This is a genomic window from Blautia massiliensis (ex Durand et al. 2017), assembly GCF_051861785.1.
Taxonomy (GTDB): Bacteria; Bacillota; Clostridia; order Lachnospirales; family Lachnospiraceae; genus Blautia_A; species Blautia_A luti_A.
This window is the reverse complement of record NZ_CP146725.1, coordinates 1,937,038-1,956,881: the sequence shown is the minus strand read 5'-3', so window position 1 is coordinate 1,956,881 and position 19,844 is coordinate 1,937,038. Positions and strand designations below refer to the sequence as shown.

Below are 19,844 nucleotides of genomic sequence, written 5' to 3'. Positions count from 1 at the left end.
AAAGAGAAAAATGCCCAGAAAGCCCATGAAATACAGCTTTTACGGGGATACCATTGCTACGGCAAAGGCAGCGACATTTCCGGTTTATGCAGGGGACAGCAATGAAAACCATACATTGCCGGCAGCATCGGCAATCCTGGTGAAGCTGTCGAACGGTAAGTTTACCGTTCCGACGGATGGCTCCGCAGGGATTGTTTATCGTATCATTGGAAGCAGAAGCTCTTCCCTTGCACCGGCAGAGGGAGATGGTACGTCTGCAAATCCATATAAGATATCTTCGATCGATGATCTTAATCTGATCCAGGCGAACCAGGGAGCATACTATCGTCTGACAAAAAATATCAGTACAGACGGAAGGATAAATTTTTCGGCATCGTATTTCAGTGGGAAGCTGGACGGAGCCGGTTTCACAATAACCGGTCTCCAAAAGCCTCTGATCCAGCAGAATGCAGGAATGATAAAGGATCTGAATATTGTTGCGGATTTTGATTATGACAGTCATGATATCCATGGTGTTGTGGCACAGTATAATACCGGTAAGATCCAGGATTGCAGGGTAACCGGAACGGTACAGGACATATGGGCTCTACCAGTTCCATGAGCCATCCGGCTTTTGGCGGGATTGTCGGAGAGAATGAGGTGGCCGGTACTATCAGCGGCTGTTCATCCGGAGTAAATATTTTCATATCCATGACAGCTACAGACAGCTATGTTGGTGGCATCGCAGGAGTAAACATTGGTACTATTGAAAAATGTGTTGCAAGAGGAAATCTTTCTGTCACACAGGCTAACGGAAATTCTTATCAGGTTTACCTTGGCGGCATTGCCGGCCGGATTGAACAGTTTGGAAACATGGGCGGATATGTGAAACAGTGTGCTTTTACAGGTACGCTTCACGTGACTGGCGGAACAGCAGTTACAGGTCAGATCTGTGCACAGGTAAATGCAAATGTACTCAATTCTGCTATCGGTCTGAATACTGTATCCGGGAGCCTTGATGAAAACGGAGTTCTCGAGATCGCAGGACAGGGAGCCATGAATGAATGGCAAAATGAGGAAGACGTCCCCTGGAACGGATACCGTGACCAGATAACAGAGATCCGGATCGAGGAGGGCGTTACCAGCATCGGAGCCTATGCATTTGCAGACTGCGAAAAGCTTGTAAAGCCTGACATTGCGGACAGCGTTCAGACTATAGGTGCATTTGCATATTTTAACTGCAGTGGTCTTTCCACACTGACCATCGGCTGAGATCATCGGGATCACAGGCCGGATCAGGCATAATAAGAAGCCCCCGGAACACGAGGCAGCCTCAGAGAAGTCATAACTTCGACTTCCTGAGGTCTGTCCGTGTTCCGGGGCTTTAAGTTTTTAAGGTATCCGAAAGGTGAGATTGTTATCTATCTGATCACAGAGTAACTCAGTGGATCGCCATACCGGCTACAAAGAAATACATTACAACAAAATGGCACACACTTCCCAGCATCACAAAGACATGAAATACTTCGTGGGAGCCGAAATTCTTATGCTTCGCATTGAAGATCGGAAGCTTCAGCGCATAGATCACACCGCCAATGGTATAGATGATGCCGCCGGCAAGGAGCCATCCGAAGCCTGCGCGGGGCAGATTGTGGAAAATCGGAACAAAAGCAAGTACACACAGCCAGCCCATTCCAATGTAGATCACAGAGGAAAGCCATTTTGGGCAGTTGATCCAGCAGCCCTTGAGGATCATTCCGATGATGGCAACGGTCCATACGAGGGCACAGAGGATATAGCCGGTGCGTCCGTGGAGAACGATCAGGCATACAGGCGTGTAGCTGCCGGCAATCATCACGAAGATCATCATGTGATCCATTTTTTTCAGACGGCGGTTCACCTTGGCTGTGGAGCTTACGGAATGGTAAAGTGTGCTTGCCAGGTAAAGAAGGATCATGGTAAGGATAAAAACACTTACTGCAAAAACATGGAGAACATCTGCACTTCTGGCCGCCTTCACGATCAGCGGAGTGGCTCCGGCCACGGCAAGAAGCATGCCGATTCCGTGGGTTATGGCGCTTCCCGGATCTTTTAATTTAAATTTCATATAAAAACACCTCCTGCAAAAAAATCTGCTGTTTATATCATATGGACAACTTCAAGATCGGTTCATCAACGACGGATCATTGCGACAGTTTACAATGTAATAATGTAGAAACTGATAAAATAACATGTAGTATTCAAAACTACATATTAAGTATACAAATACTATACCACTATTATTCAAAAATGCAACCCATATTTTCGAAAAAAATTTTATCAGGATTTAACAAAGCCTTGTTATGGAATAAACATTCGATCAGTATACTTGTATGCAAACCGTGAAGAGAGGGCATTCATGAACATGCAGTCAGGCAAAATCTGAATGCCCGCTTGATACGATACGGATAATTACAGATAAAGTCGGCCGAAAAAGAAAAATATATGGCGGCGCAGGAGGAAAAAATGGCAGATACAATATACATGAACAGGGAATTATCCTGGCTGAAGTTTAATGAAAGAGTACTCGAGGAGGCTGAGAATCCGGAAAATCCGCTGTGTGAACGTCTTACATTTGCATCCATCTATCAGAGCAACCTGGATGAATTTTATATGGTACGTGTGGGATCTCTGGTGGATCAGATGCTTCTGGCAAAGGAGATCCGTGAAAATAAAACCAATATGACACCGGAAGAACAGCTGGATGCGATCCTTGCCAGAACAAAAAAGCTGAACCGGAAAAGAGATGCAGTTTATGAAGAGATCATGGAAAATCTGGAACAATACGGCATACATATGCTGAATTTCCATAAGATCGAAAAAGAGGATCGCAATTATCTGGACCGCTATTTTGAAGCAGAGGTGGCTCCGGTTATTTCTCCGTCTATTGTCGGAAAAAGACAGCCGTTTCCATTTCTCCGGAATAAGGAGATCTATGCGGTAGTAGTTCTGGAAACAAAAAAAGGAAAAGAAAAGCTGGGTATCATTCCGTGCAGCAGTGCAGGTATCCAGCGTCTGATCCCGGTTCCGGGAAAAAACGGCACCTACATGCTGTCTGAAGAGCTGATCCTTCACTTTGTTTCAAAAATCTTCAAGGGCTATCACATCAAGGCAAAGTCCCTGCTTCGGATTACCAGAAATGCGGATATTGACGCAGATGCTCTTTATGATGAAGATCTGGATTACCGTGAGTTTATGGTAGAACTGATCAAGGCAAGAAAGAAACTGGCACCGATCCGTCTGGAGCTGTCAAGAGAAATGGACGGAGATGTTGTTGAAACACTTTGTGAGTATCTGGAAGTGGACAAGAATTATGTATTCCGGGGAGATATACCGCTGGATCTTTCTTTTGTATTCCAGATCCAGGATGGCCTGAGAAAAAGAACAGAGCTTTTTTATGAAAAAAGAATTCCTCAGAAGTCTCCTCTGTTTAACAGTCACGAACCGACCCTTGACCAGATCGCGAAAAAGGACCGTTTTCTTTCCTACCCATATGAAAGCATCAAGCCGTTTCTTACAATGCTCCATGAGGCTGCCAATGATGAGGATGTAGTTTCCATTAAGATGACACTCTACCGTGTGGCAAAACAGAGTAAGGTTGTGGAGGCGCTGATCGAAGCAGCAGAAAACGGAAAGGAAGTTTTCGTTCTGGTGGAGCTGAAGGCGCGTTTTGATGAGGAAAACAATATTGGATGGTCCCGGCTCCTGGAGGATGCGGGCTGTCACGTGATCTACGGTCTGGATGGTTATAAGGTACATTCCAAGCTTTGCCAGATCATGAAGAAAAAAGATGGAAATGTGGAATATTATACACAGATCGGAACGGGAAACTACAATGAAAAAACAGCCCGTCTGTATACAGATCTTTCTCTGATGACTGCGGATCCGAAGATCGGTATGGAGGCGGCCAGAGTGTTCCAGGCACTGGCAATGGGAGAAACCGTTGAAGATATGGAGTATCTTCTTGTGGCACCAAGATGTCTTCAGAACAAAGTGCTTGCCATGATCGATGAGGAGATCGAGCATGCGAAGGCCGGAGAACCGGCATATATTGGCTTGAAAATGAATTCTCTGACAGATAAACGTATTATGAGCAAGCTTGTAGAAGCATCCTGTGCAGGAGTACACATTGATATGGTGATCCGTGGTATCTGCTGTCTGATCCCGGGAGTGAAGGGACAGACAGAAAATATCCACATTATCAGTATTGTAGGACGTTTTCTGGAACATTCCCGCATTTATATTTTCGGAACACAGGAGAGAGCAAGGATCTATATTTCCTCTGCGGACTTTATGACAAGAAATACTCTTCGTCGTGTAGAAGTTGCGGCACCTATCGAGGATCCGGATATCCGTATGCAGATCCAGGAAATGTTTGTGACAATGCTCAGTGATAATCGAAAAGCAAGGAGCATGAACAATAAGGGAATTTATAAGATCGAACCATCCGATAATGCTCCGCTTAATTCTCAGGAAGTATTTCTGCAGCAGGCATACGACAATGCGGCTCCTGCGACAGATAAATAAGAGATTTTTATGCATATTTCTCCCAGTTTTTCGCATAATAACCATATGAAAAACAAATAGTTAATATGACATTGACGTACAATGAACAGAAAATACAGGAGGAATTCAGGAAGATGAAAGCAACGGGAATTGTTCGCAGGATTGATGATCTGGGCAGGGTTGTGATTCCAAAAGAGATACGAAAGACACTGCGGATCAAGGAAGGAACGCCACTGGAGATTTTTACAGACAGGGAAGGACAGATCATCCTGAAAAAATATTCGCCCATTGGAGAGCTGAATACATTTGCTGCGGAATATGCGGAAGCGCTGGTACAGACCACCGGACTGACTGCCTGTATTACAGATCGTGATCAGGTCGTGGCGGCATGCGGCAGCGGAAGCCGGGAACTGGAAGGAAAAGAGATCAGTTCTGATCTGGATGCAGTCATTGCCGGCAGGAAAGGCAGAATGGTCAGTCAGGACAGCAGGGAAAATATATCAGTCATTTCCGACGCTATGGATTCATTTTTCCAGAAAATGATACAGCCGATCCTGTGTGCGAGTGACGCCATTGGAGCAGTGATCCTTCTGACTAAAAGTGAAAAAACAGCACTGGGAGACACAGAACGTGCCCTTATCCGCACAGCAGCCGGTTTTCTTGGCAGACAGATGGAGCAGTAAAAGTGCATCAGATGTACAGAAAAATGTGTGCAGATCAAGATATAAACATCAGATGCAGATGCCAGGAGCAGCAGATCAGGGAGGATGCGGACACCGGGAAGGAAAGCAATGGTATTCTTCCAGAGTCAGATTTGTGATAGTGAGCCAGGAAGCCAGAGGTTTTGTCACATAGCGGATGTGCCAGGGCTCATAAGGGATGCCGGTGATCTCCTCTCTGTTTTTTGGGTACCGGAGGATAAAACCATAGAGCGGAGCGTTCTTTTTCAGCCAGCGGCCTTCTCCTGTTGCGGAAAACCTTTCGGAGAGCTCCATATGGATGGAAGGGCAGGATACATCCAGAGCAAGTCCGCTCTGGTGCTCACTTGTTCCTGGCTCTGCAACGAAAGGACTTCCTGTAAAAAGCTCCTTCTGTCGCTGGTAGGAACGATATCCGGAAACTGCCCACAGGTTCAGACCGCATCTGTGACAGGCATGGAAAAGCTGGGAAGCGGCTTTTGCAGCCTGATACTCCAGAAGCCGCTTCGGATCTCCCGGTGCTGCTTCAAATGGAAGTCCGATATCGATAAGATGTTCCGGCACAAAGGCTTCCGGCAGAGGATGCTCCCTGCTGATCAGCCGGGTATAAAATTCTCTGTGCAATAAAAACCCTCCTTTCCTTATCCATAAGCTTATGATAAGAAAGGAGGGTTTATGAATGCTTATTTCTGTTTATCAGAGCTCTTTTTCACTCATTTCTTCCAGGAGAGCCTTCTTCATGTCATAGAGTGACTGGGAGAGATCTACATAAACCTTCTGCGGATTAACGAAACGTCTGGATTCATCCCACAGTGTGTTCTGCTCCTGTTTGCAGTAGTCGCGGAGTTCCATGACAGATGGAGACTTGTAAACGCTCTTACCATCTTTAATTACCGGAACAAGGAGCTCACGGAGTTCGTAGGTTCCGCCAAGAACCTTGGTCTTTTTCCAGGTGTCAACCGGGTCGAAGATCACCATAGTTTCTTCCGGATCGAATTTCTCATCTGCAAGGCAGATCAGATCGGCCTTGATCTTGCCGGTCTTCTTGCTGTAGATACGGTATACAGTCTTGTTGCCCGGGTTGGTAACCTTTTCTGTGTTTTCGGAAAGCTTGATCTTCGGCTGGAAGGCATCGCTGTCAGCGTCCTTTACAGCGGCAAGCTTGTATACGCCGCCGAATGCCGGATTGTTATCGGCTGTGATCAGCTTGGTTCCGACGCCCCAGGAATTGATCCTGGCATCCTGGGCCTTCAGGCTTTCGATAAGATATTCATCAAGATCGCTGGATGCGGAAATGGTAGCATCATCGAAACCGGCAGCAGCCAGCATCTTGTAAGCTTTTTTGGAAAGATATGCAAGATCACCGCTGTCGATACGGATTCCATAGTTCTTCAGCTGGATACCTTCCTCACGCATTTCCTCAAATACACGGATCGCATTGGGAACACCGGATTTCAGGACATCGTAGGTGTCAACCAGAAGAGTACAGGAATTCGGGTAAAGTCTCGCATAGGTCTTAAAGGCAGTGTACTCATCCGGGAAACTCATGATCCAGGAATGAGCATGTGTTCCGAGAACCGGAACGTTAAACATCTGGCCGGTCAGTACGTTGGAAGTACCGGCACATCCGCCGATCACTGCAGCTCTGGCCCCGAAGATCCCGGCGTCCGGACCCTGGGCACGGCGAAGACCGAATTCCATGATGGGATCGCCCTTGGCTGCGTGGCATACACGTGCTGCCTTAGTGGCAATAAGACTCTGATGGTTCATAATGTTCAGGATGGCCGTCTCTACAAGCTGAGCTTCCATGATCGGTGCGATAACCTTGACCATCGGCTCTCTCGGGAAGATCACGGTTCCCTCCGGAATTGCGTAGATATCACCGGTGAATCTGAAGTTGCTCAAATACTCAAGGAAATCATCCTCAAAGATGCCAAGACTTCTCAGATAGGTAATGTCTTCTTCTGAGAAACGGAGATTTTCGATGTATTCGATCATCTGCTCCAGTCCTGCACAGATGGCAAAACCGCCATCGCACGGATTGTTGCGGTAGAACATGTCAAAGACAACGGTCTGGTTGGTAGGGTTTTTGAAATATCCCTGCATCATGGTAAGCTCATAGAGGTCCGTGAGCAGAGTAAGGTTATTTGCTCGCATAGCGTTCTCCTTTAGACGCCTCCGGATATTGTGACCGGAGGGAAATACACGGTTGTTTCCGCTCTTTTTATTATACGGCTTATTATAACACAAAGGAGTGGATTGTAAAATTTTTTTACTGCGTAAACACGCATATAATAAGGAGTTTTAACAGCAGTTTAAGAAATTTTGAAAAAAAATAAAAAAAATTAAAAAAAGGGGTTGCAATTGCAAAAAAGCTGTTATATAATAACATCCGTCGCAAGCGATAAGGCAAGCGAAAAACAAAACACATAGGGCTATCGCCAAACGGTAAGGCAACGGACTCTGACTCCGTCAGTTCAAGGTTCGAATCCTTGTAGCCCTGCTTCTTAAGTACCTCAGTTGCGAGGTGCTTTTTTTGTACTCAAAAATAAGAAGATATTCGCAATCCGCTTCGCCCAAAAAAACAAGTGCGTTTCTTCCTGCCAGGTGTTACAATAAAGTATAGACAGTATGACAGGAGGCACGAATGAGTTACAGTTTTGAGAGTCGAGTAAGATTCAGTGAGATCGGAGAAGATGGTTGTCTGACGCTGCCGGGAGTTCTGGATTATTTTCAGGATTGCTGTACCTTTGAATCCGAGCAGACAGGAGTCGGCATGGAAGTATTAAAGGAACAGAAAAGAGCCTGGGTACTTTCTGCATGGCAGGTGATCGTGAAGCGGTATCCGAAGCTTGGTGAAAATATAAAAGTAACAACAATTCCTTATGGATTCCGTGGATTTATCGGAATGCGTAATTTTATTCTTGAGACAATGGATGGTGAGAAGCTGGCATGGGCCAATTCCTACTGGTCCTTTATCAATACAGAAACCGGTCTTCCGGAAAAGCTGACACCGGCAGATACAGATCCCTATGATCTGGGCGAAAAAATGGAGATGGATTATGCACCAAGAAAGATCGCGCTTCCGAAGGAACGGGAAGTGCAGAATGCTTTTTCCGTACAGAAGCATCATCTGGACACCAATCATCATGTGAACAACTGTCAGTATATCCGGATGGCAGCGGATCATCTGCCTGAGGATTTTAAAGTTGGTCAGCTTCGTGCTGAATATAAACGTCAGGCAGTACTGGATAATGTTATCATTCCGGAAGTATATATGACAGAAAATAAAGAAGCTGTAGTTCTCAACGCGGAGGATAAAGAACCTTACGCAGTAGTTGAGTTTACAAAATAAATACAGGCGGTAGAGATTAGTACAACGTTTTTGAAACAACTATACCGTAAAAGGAGGGCGCGCTATGCTTGAAAAATTAAAAGAAGAAGTTTACAGAGCAAATATGGATCTGCCCAAATATGGTCTTGTTACCTTTACATGGGGAAATGTCAGCGGGATCGACAGGGAGCAGGGACTTTTTGTGATCAAGCCAAGTGGTGTGGATTATGACAAGCTGACACCGGAAGACATGGTAGTGGTAGATCTTGATGGAAATAAAGTAGAAGGAAGATACAATCCATCCTCTGATACACCGACACATGCAGTTCTTTACAGAGCGTTTCCGAATATCGGCGGCATCGTACATACCCACTCATCCTGGGCAACAAGCTGGGCGCAGGCAGGCAGATCGATCCCGTGTTATGGAACAACACATGCAGATTACATTTACGGAGAAGTACCATGTGTGCGTAATCTGACCAAAAGAGAGATCGAAGAGGCATATGAGAAGAACACGGGAGTTCTTATTGCTGATTATTTCAAAAACAAAGATTATGAAGCAGTACCGGCCGTGCTGTGCAAGAACCACGGACCTTTTACCTGGGGTAAGGATGCTCATGAGGCAGTTCATAACGCAGTTGTTCTTGAGGAGGTTGCCAAGATGGCATCTCGCTGCGAGCTGATCAATCCGGATGTAAAACCGGCACCGCAGGAGCTTCAGGATAAGCATTACTACAGAAAACATGGTGCAAATGCATATTATGGTCAGGTAGGACAGGAAGACTGATCAGAAGAAAAAACAGTTTAACCCGATGGTGGATCGTCAATATCCGCCTGAGTGGAAATGCCGCGGAACAGTACCGCGGCATTTTTTGTCGAAAAATGCAGAAAATGTCAGATTTGCTGACCTTTAACACAGGTGCCGCCGAAATATATGCTAATGTCAAGAAAAATGCAGAACATTAACACATTTATTAAAATAGGTGGCAGGATGAAAATATACACTTATCAGGGAAAAAAGAACGTTTCCGGAGAAAAAATACGCCAGATGAGGAATATGAAACGGATGTCGCAATCTGCGCTGGCAGCAAAAATGCAGGTGGAAGGAGTGATGCTGGAGCGTGACAGTATCAGCCGGATCGAAGGAGGAGAACGTTTTGTAGCAGATTATGAACTGCGGGTGTTTGCAAAGGTGCTGGGAGTGGATGTGAAGTGGCTGCTGAATGAGCAGTAAATAAGGCAAAATTGGATTACAGTCCGCTGGTAATATTCCGCGAAGCGTGTTGCTGAGAACGGAGTGAAAAGTAACAATATTGGTCTGACTGGCAGGAATCTGTGTAAACTACTTGATATTTATGTCGGAAACTGCTACAGTATAAAGAAAAAAGACGGCCGGGAAGCCCTGCGGAGGGCAAACGGTCACGGATAAGAAGATAGAGGCGCGGATTTTATCAGTATTTATGGACGGAAGGCCCTGGCAGGCTGTTCATAAAGAAAGGAAAATCTGCCGAAGTGCTCTGGAAGGCCAGATGACAGGGCGCTGGGATAACGCAGAATATGCGTTGTACTGTCACGGATGTGGAGCGCTATCGGTAGCACTTCGGGAGATCTGCATTTAATATGCTGAATGGAGATCTTCTGACAGGCTATAAGTTAAATAAGGATTATTTAACCGGAGGTGTTCTTAAGAAGAGACAGCCTCCGTTTTTTTGTCCCCGAAAAGGGAGGAGAAAAATGAGTAAAAAAGCAGGAACAGCATTGTCTGTTATGGCAATGGTATTCATGGGCGCACTGGCAAGTCCCCTGACTGTGCTGGCTGCGGATGCGGAGGAGACTTACCAGCCTGCCCTGTATGCAACGATCTGGGCACTGCTTCCACCTCTTGTTGCGATCGTCCTTGCACTGATCACAAAAGAAGTATACAGTTCTCTGTTTGTGGGAATTGTAGCAGGAGCACTGATCTATTCCGGATTTAAATTTGAAGGAACGGTAACACAGATTTTTGAGGGAGGAATCATCAAGGTTCTTTCTGACAGCTATAACGTAGGTATCCTGATCTTCCTGGTTATCCTGGGATCTGTGGTATGTATGATGAACAAGGCCGGCGGCTCTGCCGCATTCGGACGATGGGCCAGCAAAAAGATCCACACACGTGTGGGCGCGGAACTTGCAGCGATCATCCTTGGAATCCTGATCTTCATTGACGATTATTTTAACTGCCTGACAGTAGGAAGCGTTATGCGTCCGGTAACTGACAGACATCACGTATCCAGAGCGAAATTTGCATACCTGATCGATGCGACAGCCGCTCCGGTATGTATCATCGCACCGATCTCATCCTGGGCTGCTGCAGTCAGCGGATTCGTAGAGGGACAGGATGGACTTGCGATTTTTGTAAGAACCATCCCGTATAACTTTTACGCGATTCTTACTATTGTAATGATGGTTGGCATGGTACTGATGAAAACCGAGTTTGGTGCCATGAGAACACATGAGATCAATGCTCTGAACGGAGATCTTTATACAACATCTGCAAGACCGTATGAGAATGCAACGGATGATGAGACACCGAATCCGAGAGGAAAGGTGATCGATCTTGTGATTCCGATCGTTGTGCTTGTTATCTGCTGTGTCATCAGTATGATCTACACAGGAGGATTTTTCAGCGGAACAGATTTTGTTACCGCATTTTCACAGAGTGATGCCTCTACAGGCCTTGCAATGGGAAGTGCTTTTGGTCTGGTGTTTGCCATTATTTTCTATATGATCCGCCGTGTGATCAATTTCAGAGACTGTATGGGATGCATCCCGGAAGGCTTCAAGGCTATGGTACCGGCGATCATGATCCTGACCTTTGCATGGACACTGAAGGCTATGACAGACTCACTTGGTGCAGCGGTATTCGTAGAAGAAGCAATGCGTTCTGTTGCCGGTGGTATTGAAGTTATCCTTCCGGCCATTATTTTCCTGGTTGGATGTGGACTTGCATTTGCTACAGGTACTTCCTGGGGAACCTTTGGTATCCTGATCCCGATCGTTGTTGCGGTATTTGAGAAATCCAGTCCTGAGATGATGATCATTTCCATGTCCGCCTGCATGGCAGGTGCAGTTTGCGGAGACCACTGCTCACCGATCTCCGATACAACGATCATGGCTTCCGCAGGAGCACAGTGTGATCATGTGACTCACGTTTCCACACAGCTTCCGTATGCGATCCTGGCTGCGGCAGTATCCTTTGTAACTTATATTGTTGCAGGCTTTGTAAAAACAGCATGGATCGCTCTTCCGGTGGGAATCGTGCTGATGCTGATCGTACTTTTTGTCATTAAAATGATGAACCCGATGCCGGTTGAGAAACCAACAGAATAACAGACTGACCCAATGTGGGGACAGATTCCCACATGGATGTCAAATAAAAGGCAGTGACGGAAAGAAATTTCCGAAGCTGCCTTTTTTGTGCTTTCTATAATAATTCTCTTATGTTATAATGCAGGACAGACAGCAAATAGTAAATGATCGTATATAGTTTTAAGGAACAGGAGTAAGAATGATAGAATTAGGTAAAAAACAGAAATTACTGGTTGTAAAAACCGTGGATTTCGGAATATATCTTGGAGAGGACCGAAACGCACCTCAGAATGAGAGAGTGCTTCTTCCGTCCAAACAGGTACCGGAAGGAACCAAAGCAGGTGATGAGATCGAAGTATTCATCTATAAGGATTCCCAGGACAGACTGATCGCAACTACCCGTGAGCCGATGCTTCAGGTAGGACAGACCGCAGTCCTTAAGGTAAAACAGGTTACCAGGATCGGTGCTTTTCTTGACTGGGGACTGGAGAAGGATCTTCTTCTTCCGTATCATGAGCAGACCAACCGGGTGCGTGAAGGTGAGGAGTGTCTGGTAGCTCTTTATGTAGATAAGAGCAGCAGACTCTGTGCAACCATGAAGGTGTATCATTATCTTTCCACCAGAACTCCTTATGTACCGGGAGATTCGGTAAAGGGGCGTGTCTATGAGATCAGTGGGAATTTCGGCGTTTTTGTTGCGGTAGATGATAAATATTCCGCTCTGATCCCGGCACGGGAGGCAACAGGCAAGTACAGACCGGGAGCTATTCTTGATCTTCGTGTCACAGAGGTGAAAGAGGATGGCAAGATGAACGTCAGTGACCGCCAGAAGGCTTACATCCAGATCAATGAGGATGCAGAGAGCGTATTCAGCGTGATCGAGGAATTTGCAGGGGTGCTGCCATTTGATGATCATGCTTCACCGGAAGTCATCAAGAGAGAGTTTGGCCTCAGTAAGAACGCATTCAAGCGTGCAGTCGGTCATCTGATGAAGGAAGGAAAAGTAGAGATCCGTGACAAGAGGATCTACATTAAAAAATAACAAGGTGTTGACCGGCTCCGGATCAGACACGCTCCGGCACGTTCAGAGAAAAGTGCAGAGCGGGGAGGATCCGGAGCCCTGTTTTTTACGATAAGGAGAATAAATTTGGAGTTTACACATTTACATGTCCATACAGAATACAGCCTTCTGGATGGCTCCAATAAGATCAAAGAATATGTAGCCAGAGTAAAAGAGCTGGGTATGGACAGTGCGGCGATCACCGATCATGGCGTTATGTATGGTGTGATCGATTTTTACAGGGCTGCAAGAGAAGCCGGGATCAATCCGATCCTCGGATGTGAGGTTTATGTGGCTCCGGGCTCCCGTTTTGACAGAGAAGTGGGAAGTGGGGATGACCGTTATTATCATCTGGTCCTGCTGGCTGAGAATAATCAGGGATACAGCAACCTGATGAAAATTGTATCCAAGGCATTTGTGGAAGGGTTTTATTACAAACCACGTGTGGATCTGGAGCTTCTGGAAAAATATCACGAGGGTATCATTGCCTTAAGTGCCTGCCTGGCGGGAGAGGTCGCCAGATATCTTGCACGTGGAATGTATGAGGATGCCAAGATCGCGGCATTACGTTACCAGGATATTTTCGGAAAAGGAAATTTCTTTCTGGAGCTTCAGGATCATGGGATCCCGGAGCAGCAGACTGTAAACCAGCAGCTTCTCCGTATGCACAGAGAGACGGGGATCGATCTGGTTGCCACCAATGATGTGCATTACACTATGGCAGAGGATGCGGAACCACATGATGTTCTTCTTTGTCTGCAGACTCAGAAAAAGCTCAGCGATGAGAACAGAATGCGCTATGAGGGCGGCCAGTATTATGTGAAATCGCCGGAGGAGATGGCGAGGCTTTTCCCATATGCGCTGGAAGCGCTGGAAAACACGCACAGGATCGCGGAGAGATGTCATGTGGAGATTGAATTTGGTGTGACCAAGCTGCCGAAATATGATGTGCCGGACGGATTTACCTCCTGGGAATATCTGAACAAGCTTTGCCATGAGGGACTTGAGCAGCGTTATCATCCGGTAACAGAGGAGCTGAAAAAGCGCCTGGATTATGAGCTGTCTACGATCAAAAACATGGGATATGTAGATTACTTTCTCATTGTATGGGATTTTATCAAATATGCCAGGGACAACGATATCATGGTCGGTCCGGGACGGGGTTCTGCCGCAGGAAGCCTGGTTGCCTATACACTTGGGATCACCCAGCTGGACCCGATCCGGTATGATCTGCTCTTTGAACGTTTCCTGAATCCGGAGCGAGTATCCATGCCGGATATCGATGTGGATTTCTGCTTCGAACGGAGACAGGAGGTTATTGATTATGTAAGAAGAAAATATGGTGATGACTGCGTGGTTCAGATCGTTACCTTCGGTACACTGGCAGCCCGCGGTGTCATTCGTGATGTAGGCCGTGTTCTGGATATGCCTTATGCCCAGGTGGACACCATCGCCAAGATGATCCCACAGGAGCTGAATATCACCATTGACAAGGCACTGGGAATGAATCCGGAGTTTCGCAAGGCTTACGAGGAACAGGACGATATCCATCGTCTGATCGATCTGGCAAAACGTCTGGAGGGGCTTCCGAGGCATACCTCCATGCATGCGGCAGGTGTTGTGATCAGCCAGAAGGATGTATCGGAATACGTACCCCTTTCCAGAGCACAGGATGGTTCCATTGTCACGCAGTTTACCATGACAACACTGGAAGAGCTGGGACTTCTGAAAATGGATTTCCTGGGCCTCCGTACCCTGACGGTTATCCAGAATGCTGTAAAAATGGTGGAAAAAAGTACCGGTATGCTTCTGGATATGCAAAAGATCGACTACAACGACAAAAAGGTACTGGATTCTCTCGGAACAGGACGTACTGACGGCGTGTTCCAGCTGGAGAGTGCCGGAATGAAAAGCTTCATGAAGGAGCTGAAGCCTCAGAGCCTTGAGGACGTGATCGCGGGAATTTCGCTTTACCGTCCGGGTCCCATGGATTTCATTCCGCAGTACATCCGCGGAAAAAACCGTCCGGATACCATCCGTTATGACTGTCCGCAGATGGAGCCGATCCTGAAGCCGACCTATGGCTGTATCGTATACCAGGAGCAGGTTATGCAGATCGTCCGTGAGCTTGCAGGCTACACCCTTGGACGAAGTGACCTGGTGCGCCGTGCCATGTCCAAGAAAAAAGCTTCTGTTATGGCAAAAGAACGCCAGAATTTCGTTTACGGAAACGTGGAAGAGGGAGTACCGGGATGTATCGCCAACGGTATTTCCGAGGAGATCGCAAACAAGATCTACGATGAGATGACAGATTTTGCAAAATATGCCTTCAATAAGTCTCACGCTGCCGCTTATGCAGTGGTTTCCTACCAGACGGCATATCTCAAATATTACTATCCGGTAGAATTTATGGCTGCACTGATGACATCCGTTGTGGAAATGCCGAACAAGGTTGCCGAGTATATTTCTGTATGCCGCCAGATGGGGATCCGGATCCTTCCGCCGGATATCAATCATGGTGTTTATGGCTTTTCTGTTGACAATGGTTCCATTCGTTATGCACTTTCTGCCATCAAGAGTATCGGCCGTCCGGTAATCGAGGGGATTGTGCGGGAGCGTGAGGAGCACGGAGAATATACCTCCCTGAAAACATTTATTGAGCGAAATATCGACCAGGTTAACAAGAGAGTTGTGGAAAATCTGATCAAGGCCGGAGCGCTGGATTGCCTGGAGGGAAACCGGAATCAGAAAATGACGGTTTATACGCAGATCATAGACAGTATCAACCAGGATAAGAAGCATACCATGGCGGGACAGCTGAGTCTTTTTGATATTGCGCCTGAAGAAGATAAAAAGGAATTTGAGATCCGTATGCCGCAGGCAGCAGAATATCCGAAGGAGACGATACTGACCTTTGAGAAGGAAGTTCTCGGCATCTATCTCAGCGGTCATCCGCTGGAGCGTTACCGGAATATGATGGAAAAAATGATCTCTGCAAAAACTTCTGATTTTCAGCCGGATGATGAAACAGGGATACCGGAGGTTTACGATAACCAGAAAGTGATCGTGGGTGGAATGATCACGGATAAAACCATAAAATATACAAAGAATAATAAGGTAATGGCGTTCCTTACAGTGGAAGATCTGGTAGGCACCGTGGAGGTTGTGGTATTTCCACGTGATTACGAAAAATGCCAGATGTTCCTGAATGAAGATGCCCGGCTCTTTATTCAGGGAAGAGTATCCGCAGAAGACGACAAAGCCAGCAAGCTGATCCTGGAAAAGGTCCGTCTTTTTGATGATATGCCAAGAGAACTGTGGCTCCAGTTTGAAAGCCGGGAAGAGTACGCAAAAGCCGAGACCGGTCTGGTAGATGATCTGATGGAATCCAGAGGAAACAGCACGGTGGTTATTTATCTCAAAGATGTCAAGGCAATGAAGAAACTTCCCCCTGCTTATCAGGTCCATATCGAGGATCCCTGGCTGGAGCGCATGTGTAAAAAATATGGAAGTTCCAATGTTAAAATTGTGGAGAGAGTATTGAAAAACCTTTAAAAGCAGGAAAAACACTGTGTTTATCAATCCCGTGATACGAATTTGATACGAAAAGCCCCGGAAACGGTCAATTTCCAGGGCTTGGAGTATGTTATAAATTATCAAGAATATCAGCGATCTCCTGCTGCTTGTTTGGATAAAGGTGGCCGTAAGTGCCAAGAGTGACCTCAATACTCTCATGGCCCAGGCGATCCGCAATAACCAGAGGGGAAACGTTGTATTCGATCAGCAGAGCAACATGAGAGTGCCTGAGATCGTGGAGCCGGATCCGGGGAACCCCGGCCAGCTGTGAGTATTTCTTCATGGGATAATACAGGGCACACTTGGACATGGTAAACAGCCTTGTATCATCATCACAGCCGTAAAGCCGTTTCTTGTACTCTATAAGCTCGTTGCAGAGGAACCGGGGCATTATTATGTCTCTGGTTCCTTTTCCCGTTTTAGGCGGCGTTATAACGTCCTGGCGGTTTATACGCTGCAGGGACTTGGTGATATGCAGCATCCCTGTTGTGGTATCTGCATCGGCAGCAGTCAGCGGCATCAACTCACCCAGGCGGATCCCGGTGTAATACAGAAGCTGGAAAGCCATGTGCTTTACCGGATCATCAATCAGAGCAATAAACTGGCGGTACTGATCCAACGTCCAGAACTGCATTGTCTGGGCACGGGTCCGGCCGATCTTCTCGATACCGTCAAAAGGATTGGCTGAAAGCTTACAGCGGCGTGCACCGAATTTAAACACAGTCCGGAAGATAGTATCAATTTCGTGCATATAGGTGTCGGCCATATTAGAGGAGAGCAGCCGGTTCTGCCATTCTATGATATGCTTTTCTGACAATTCTCCAAGCGGAAGATCCCGGAAGTAAGGGTTGATATAGTTCTTTATTGCATTGTTGTAATTACGGATTGTAGTACAACGCCGCCTGGGAGCAATCTCCTGCAGGAATGTTTCTGTAATAGTTCCGATCGTTGTCTTGGAATCGTATTTCAGGGCAACAATAAACCGGTGTTCCCAGTCTTTTGCGTCTATCTTTTTGGAAAATCCTCGTTTCATCTTCTGGCGGCGTTTACCGTTCCAGTCGATGTAGTTAAATTTGCAATACCAGGATTTTGTTTTCTCGTCATAATATGCTGGCATAAGATCATCCTTTCATTCTCTGGCCGGGGGCGGTGGCTTAAGGATGAAAGGGGTAGATCACTATTTTTTTTCCAGTTTATTCTGTTCTTGCTCGATTTGTTTAATGCTTTTTGGTGGGGTGGGAAGATCTTCAGGCATAGTTCCTCCCAGTTCTTTAATTGTTTGACGAACTTTTTTGCCTACTTCATAGTGGGTAGTATTGGCAGCAGATTTTCCAGTGATGTGATCACGGCGAAGTTTTTCGTCTGTTTGGGTTGCACGGAAAAGATTGGCGGCCAGTTCAGTGCTGCCCATATAATCCAAAATTTTCTGACTTTTCTTTAAACCCTTTCGAGTATGTATTTCTTTTGCACCAAGTCCACCATATAATCCTTGATAACCTTTATTTTGGAAGATGGCATATTCTTGTGGGGTTTCTACGCCTGCCATTTTTGCCGCTTCAGCCAGGGATTTGTTATGAGCGATCATTTCATTTCGGATTGCTAAACGCTTCTTATCTTCAGTGAGATCGTCAAAGTTTTCAATCAATTCCTGCTGCCGGGTTTTAACTGCAAAATATGTTTGGCCAAGAGCGATTATTTTTTTTGAAGGATCACCGTTCATAACAATCAAATAGCAAGCATATCTTGATAGTTTATAGCTTTTAAATCCTCGTTTGGCTCCTGAACCAATGGGGACCATCTCGGTGACTTCACCGAAATGGTCTGACACAATATTACTGCTGTTTTCGCAGGCATCCATGGCTTTATATATAGTTAATTCAAAATTTCTAAAATCTCTGTATTCAAGAACTTTGGAAAGCTCTCTTGCATACCAGAATTCATCACCGTTTTCATCAATATGCTTAATTGATTCAAAAAGTGATTCAGTATATTGGGTTTCTTCTTCGGGTGTAGATTTAGCTAAAGCTCGTTCTTTGATTTCATTTAACTTTCTTGAAAATTCTTCATTGTTCATAAAGTGGTATTCTCCTTCCTGCTATTTAAACTGTTGCAAACGGTTGTAAAAAAGCAAATATAAAGGTATAATATACTTAACAAGAGTGCCGTTGGTCAGTGTACATCTGACCGCCGGAAAGAAATAAGTTTGCAGAAAATAGCACCTTATCTTACCAGGACGAGGGTGCTATTTTTTCTGCATAAAAGTAATAACAAGAGTTATGACTGCACAAAGCATAATTACAAAAATAAATAAGTCGCCATATGTAACCATAAGCACCAGCCTCCTTTCACAGAAGTGTCCGGCGGCTGGCATAACACCCCAACGGTTCCCTGGGTAAGTATATTATATTGTCAAAGCTCAGGAATATATTATCATGGCAGCAGTGCAACAAGATCCTGCTGCCGATCAGTTCTATCAGTACTCAAATCTGGCATGCAAACTCGATAACGGTTCGTTATTGAGCTCGGGGCGTTGCCGATCAGTTCTATTGGTGTCCAAGTCGGACACCTTTTCGTCATTTTTGGAAAAACTCTATTCCCAATTTTTGTCATCATTCATAATATCAAGATCATGTTGGAGCCCTTCCGGAGTCTGTTCTACGTCTGTTCGGGCGTGGGCGGCAAGAATTTCCGGGTCTTTTCTTTTATTTTTTATAAATTGCGCGAATTCAGTAATTTTTTCTATATCTGACAATTCCATATCTTTTATTGTGTAAAGTAATAAAAAACATTTTTGTGATTCATCGTTCTCAGTAGCTGTTTTAACATATAATTGTATAAAATCTTCAATACATTCTGTTATGTTGTCAAACGTTAAGTCGGATATTTTTATAGAATTCGGCTCGTCGCCTAAAATATAATTATATCCGAATCCATTGTGATCTTTTTTTTGTACGATATCAATTTTTCCGTAAATATATTTGAAAATATCAAAATAAGCTTTTTCAATATTAGGCTCTGCCCTTAGATCATCGGACAAGGTTTCGGAAATTTGTCCAATTAAAACTAATGGGTTAACATCAAGAGCGTGTGCAATTTTTTGTATCGTTTCTAATTTTGGATTACGCTTTCCATTCTCGTATTGAGCGTAGCTTGGCTGTGAAACGCCTAAACGTTCGGCTATTTCTTTTTGCGAAAACCCTTTTTTTATTCTGATTTGTTTTAAATTTTTCGAAAATGTCATAGTCAAATACCTCTCTTATTAACTCAGAATAGCATAAATATTTTAAAAATTCAATCAAAAGAT

16 protein-coding genes, 1 tRNA gene and 1 riboswitch are annotated in these 19,844 nt (G+C 45.4%); of the genes, 11 read left to right on the top strand and 6 right to left on the bottom strand.

The annotated features are described in order from the left end of the window. Positions 1-10: 10 nt before the first annotated feature. Together V9W66_RS09415 and V9W66_RS09410 are read left to right on the top strand one after the other, a co-directional pair. Positions 11-601, top strand: a complete 591-nt coding sequence (locus tag V9W66_RS09415) for a hypothetical protein (RefSeq protein WP_144095087.1) — start codon at positions 11-13, stop codon at positions 599-601. Further along, complete coding sequence (locus tag V9W66_RS09410) at positions 580-1,251, top strand: leucine-rich repeat protein (protein ID WP_144095089.1); 672 nt, start codon at positions 580-582, stop codon at positions 1,249-1,251. Before V9W66_RS09415 ends, V9W66_RS09410 begins: the two co-directional genes overlap by 22 nt. 169 nt (positions 1,252-1,420) lie before the next feature. Here V9W66_RS09410 and trhA read toward each other — a convergent pair whose 3' ends face one another. Next, on the bottom strand, positions 1,421-2,086 hold the full coding sequence (gene trhA / locus V9W66_RS09405; RefSeq protein ID WP_110103161.1) for a PAQR family membrane homeostasis protein TrhA: 666 nt from the start codon (positions 2,084-2,086) through the stop codon (positions 1,421-1,423). 350 nt (positions 2,087-2,436) lie between these two features. Here trhA and ppk1 point away from each other — a divergent pair, with 350 nt between their 5' ends. After that, positions 2,437-4,545: a polyphosphate kinase 1 gene (gene ppk1 / locus V9W66_RS09400; protein WP_279232889.1), complete on the top strand. Its 2,109-nt coding sequence runs from the start codon at positions 2,437-2,439 to the stop codon at positions 4,543-4,545. Positions 4,546-4,658: 113 nt separating this feature from the next. Beyond that, positions 4,659-5,207, top strand: a complete 549-nt coding sequence (locus tag V9W66_RS09395) for a stage V sporulation T C-terminal domain-containing protein (protein ID WP_144095250.1) — start codon at positions 4,659-4,661, stop codon at positions 5,205-5,207. A gap of 75 nt (positions 5,208-5,282) precedes the next feature. Here V9W66_RS09395 and V9W66_RS09390 read toward each other — a convergent pair whose 3' ends face one another. Together V9W66_RS09390 and V9W66_RS09385 are read right to left on the bottom strand one after the other, a co-directional pair. Next, complete coding sequence (locus tag V9W66_RS09390; RefSeq protein ID WP_114002753.1) at positions 5,283-5,846, bottom strand: M15 family metallopeptidase; 564 nt, start codon at positions 5,844-5,846, stop codon at positions 5,283-5,285. A 72-nt stretch (positions 5,847-5,918) separates the two neighbouring features. After that, positions 5,919-7,379: a nicotinate phosphoribosyltransferase gene (locus tag V9W66_RS09385; protein ID WP_144095248.1), complete on the bottom strand. Its 1,461-nt coding sequence runs from the start codon at positions 7,377-7,379 to the stop codon at positions 5,919-5,921. A 274-nt stretch (positions 7,380-7,653) separates the two neighbouring features. On the opposite strand from V9W66_RS09385, the gene V9W66_RS09380 reads away from it, so the two are divergent. The 7 genes from V9W66_RS09380 to V9W66_RS09350 all read left to right on the top strand — a co-directional run bounded on the left by V9W66_RS09380 (position 7,654) and on the right by V9W66_RS09350 (position 16,519). Continuing rightward, a tRNA-Gln gene (locus tag V9W66_RS09380) sits at positions 7,654-7,725 on the top strand. Between the two features lie 144 nt (positions 7,726-7,869). After that, the gene (locus V9W66_RS09375; RefSeq protein ID WP_144095246.1) at positions 7,870-8,577 is read left to right on the top strand and encodes an acyl-[acyl-carrier-protein] thioesterase; all 708 of its coding nucleotides are present in this window, start codon (positions 7,870-7,872) and stop codon (positions 8,575-8,577) included. Between the two features lie 64 nt (positions 8,578-8,641). Beyond that, a complete protein-coding gene (gene araD / locus V9W66_RS09370; protein WP_015526737.1) occupies positions 8,642-9,343 on the top strand; it encodes an L-ribulose-5-phosphate 4-epimerase in 702 nt (233 codons plus the stop codon). Between the two features lie 204 nt (positions 9,344-9,547). Then, positions 9,548-9,790: a helix-turn-helix domain-containing protein gene (locus tag V9W66_RS09365; RefSeq protein WP_015526736.1), complete on the top strand. Its 243-nt coding sequence runs from the start codon at positions 9,548-9,550 to the stop codon at positions 9,788-9,790. 192 nt (positions 9,791-9,982) lie between these two features. Beyond that, positions 9,983-10,153, top strand: a riboswitch (Lysine riboswitch). Positions 10,154-10,338: 185 nt separating this feature from the next. Continuing rightward, the gene (locus V9W66_RS09360) at positions 10,339-11,925 is read left to right on the top strand and encodes a Na+/H+ antiporter NhaC family protein (protein WP_420313837.1); all 1,587 of its coding nucleotides are present in this window, start codon (positions 10,339-10,341) and stop codon (positions 11,923-11,925) included. A gap of 178 nt (positions 11,926-12,103) precedes the next feature. Then, positions 12,104-12,946 carry a CvfB family protein gene (locus V9W66_RS09355; protein ID WP_021652585.1) on the top strand — a complete coding sequence of 281 codons (843 nt, stop codon included), beginning with the start codon at positions 12,104-12,106 and terminating at the stop codon, positions 12,944-12,946. A gap of 105 nt (positions 12,947-13,051) precedes the next feature. Beyond that, on the top strand, positions 13,052-16,519 hold the full coding sequence (locus V9W66_RS09350; protein WP_144100367.1) for a DNA polymerase III subunit alpha: 3,468 nt from the start codon (positions 13,052-13,054) through the stop codon (positions 16,517-16,519). A gap of 91 nt (positions 16,520-16,610) precedes the next feature. On the opposite strand, the gene V9W66_RS09345 is transcribed toward V9W66_RS09350, so the two are convergent. From V9W66_RS09345 to V9W66_RS09335, 3 genes are all read right to left on the bottom strand, one after another. Further along, entirely contained in the window at positions 16,611-17,657 is a 1,047-nt protein-coding gene (locus tag V9W66_RS09345; protein WP_144093000.1) for a site-specific integrase, read from the bottom strand. 60 nt (positions 17,658-17,717) lie between these two features. Next, positions 17,718-18,614, bottom strand: a complete 897-nt coding sequence (gene dinD, locus V9W66_RS09340) for a DNA damage-inducible protein D (protein ID WP_144092997.1) — start codon at positions 18,612-18,614, stop codon at positions 17,718-17,720. 516 nt (positions 18,615-19,130) lie between these two features. Then, the gene (locus V9W66_RS09335; protein WP_144100369.1) at positions 19,131-19,781 is read right to left on the bottom strand and encodes a helix-turn-helix domain-containing protein; all 651 of its coding nucleotides are present in this window, start codon (positions 19,779-19,781) and stop codon (positions 19,131-19,133) included. Between the last annotated feature and the right edge of the window lie 63 nt (positions 19,782-19,844).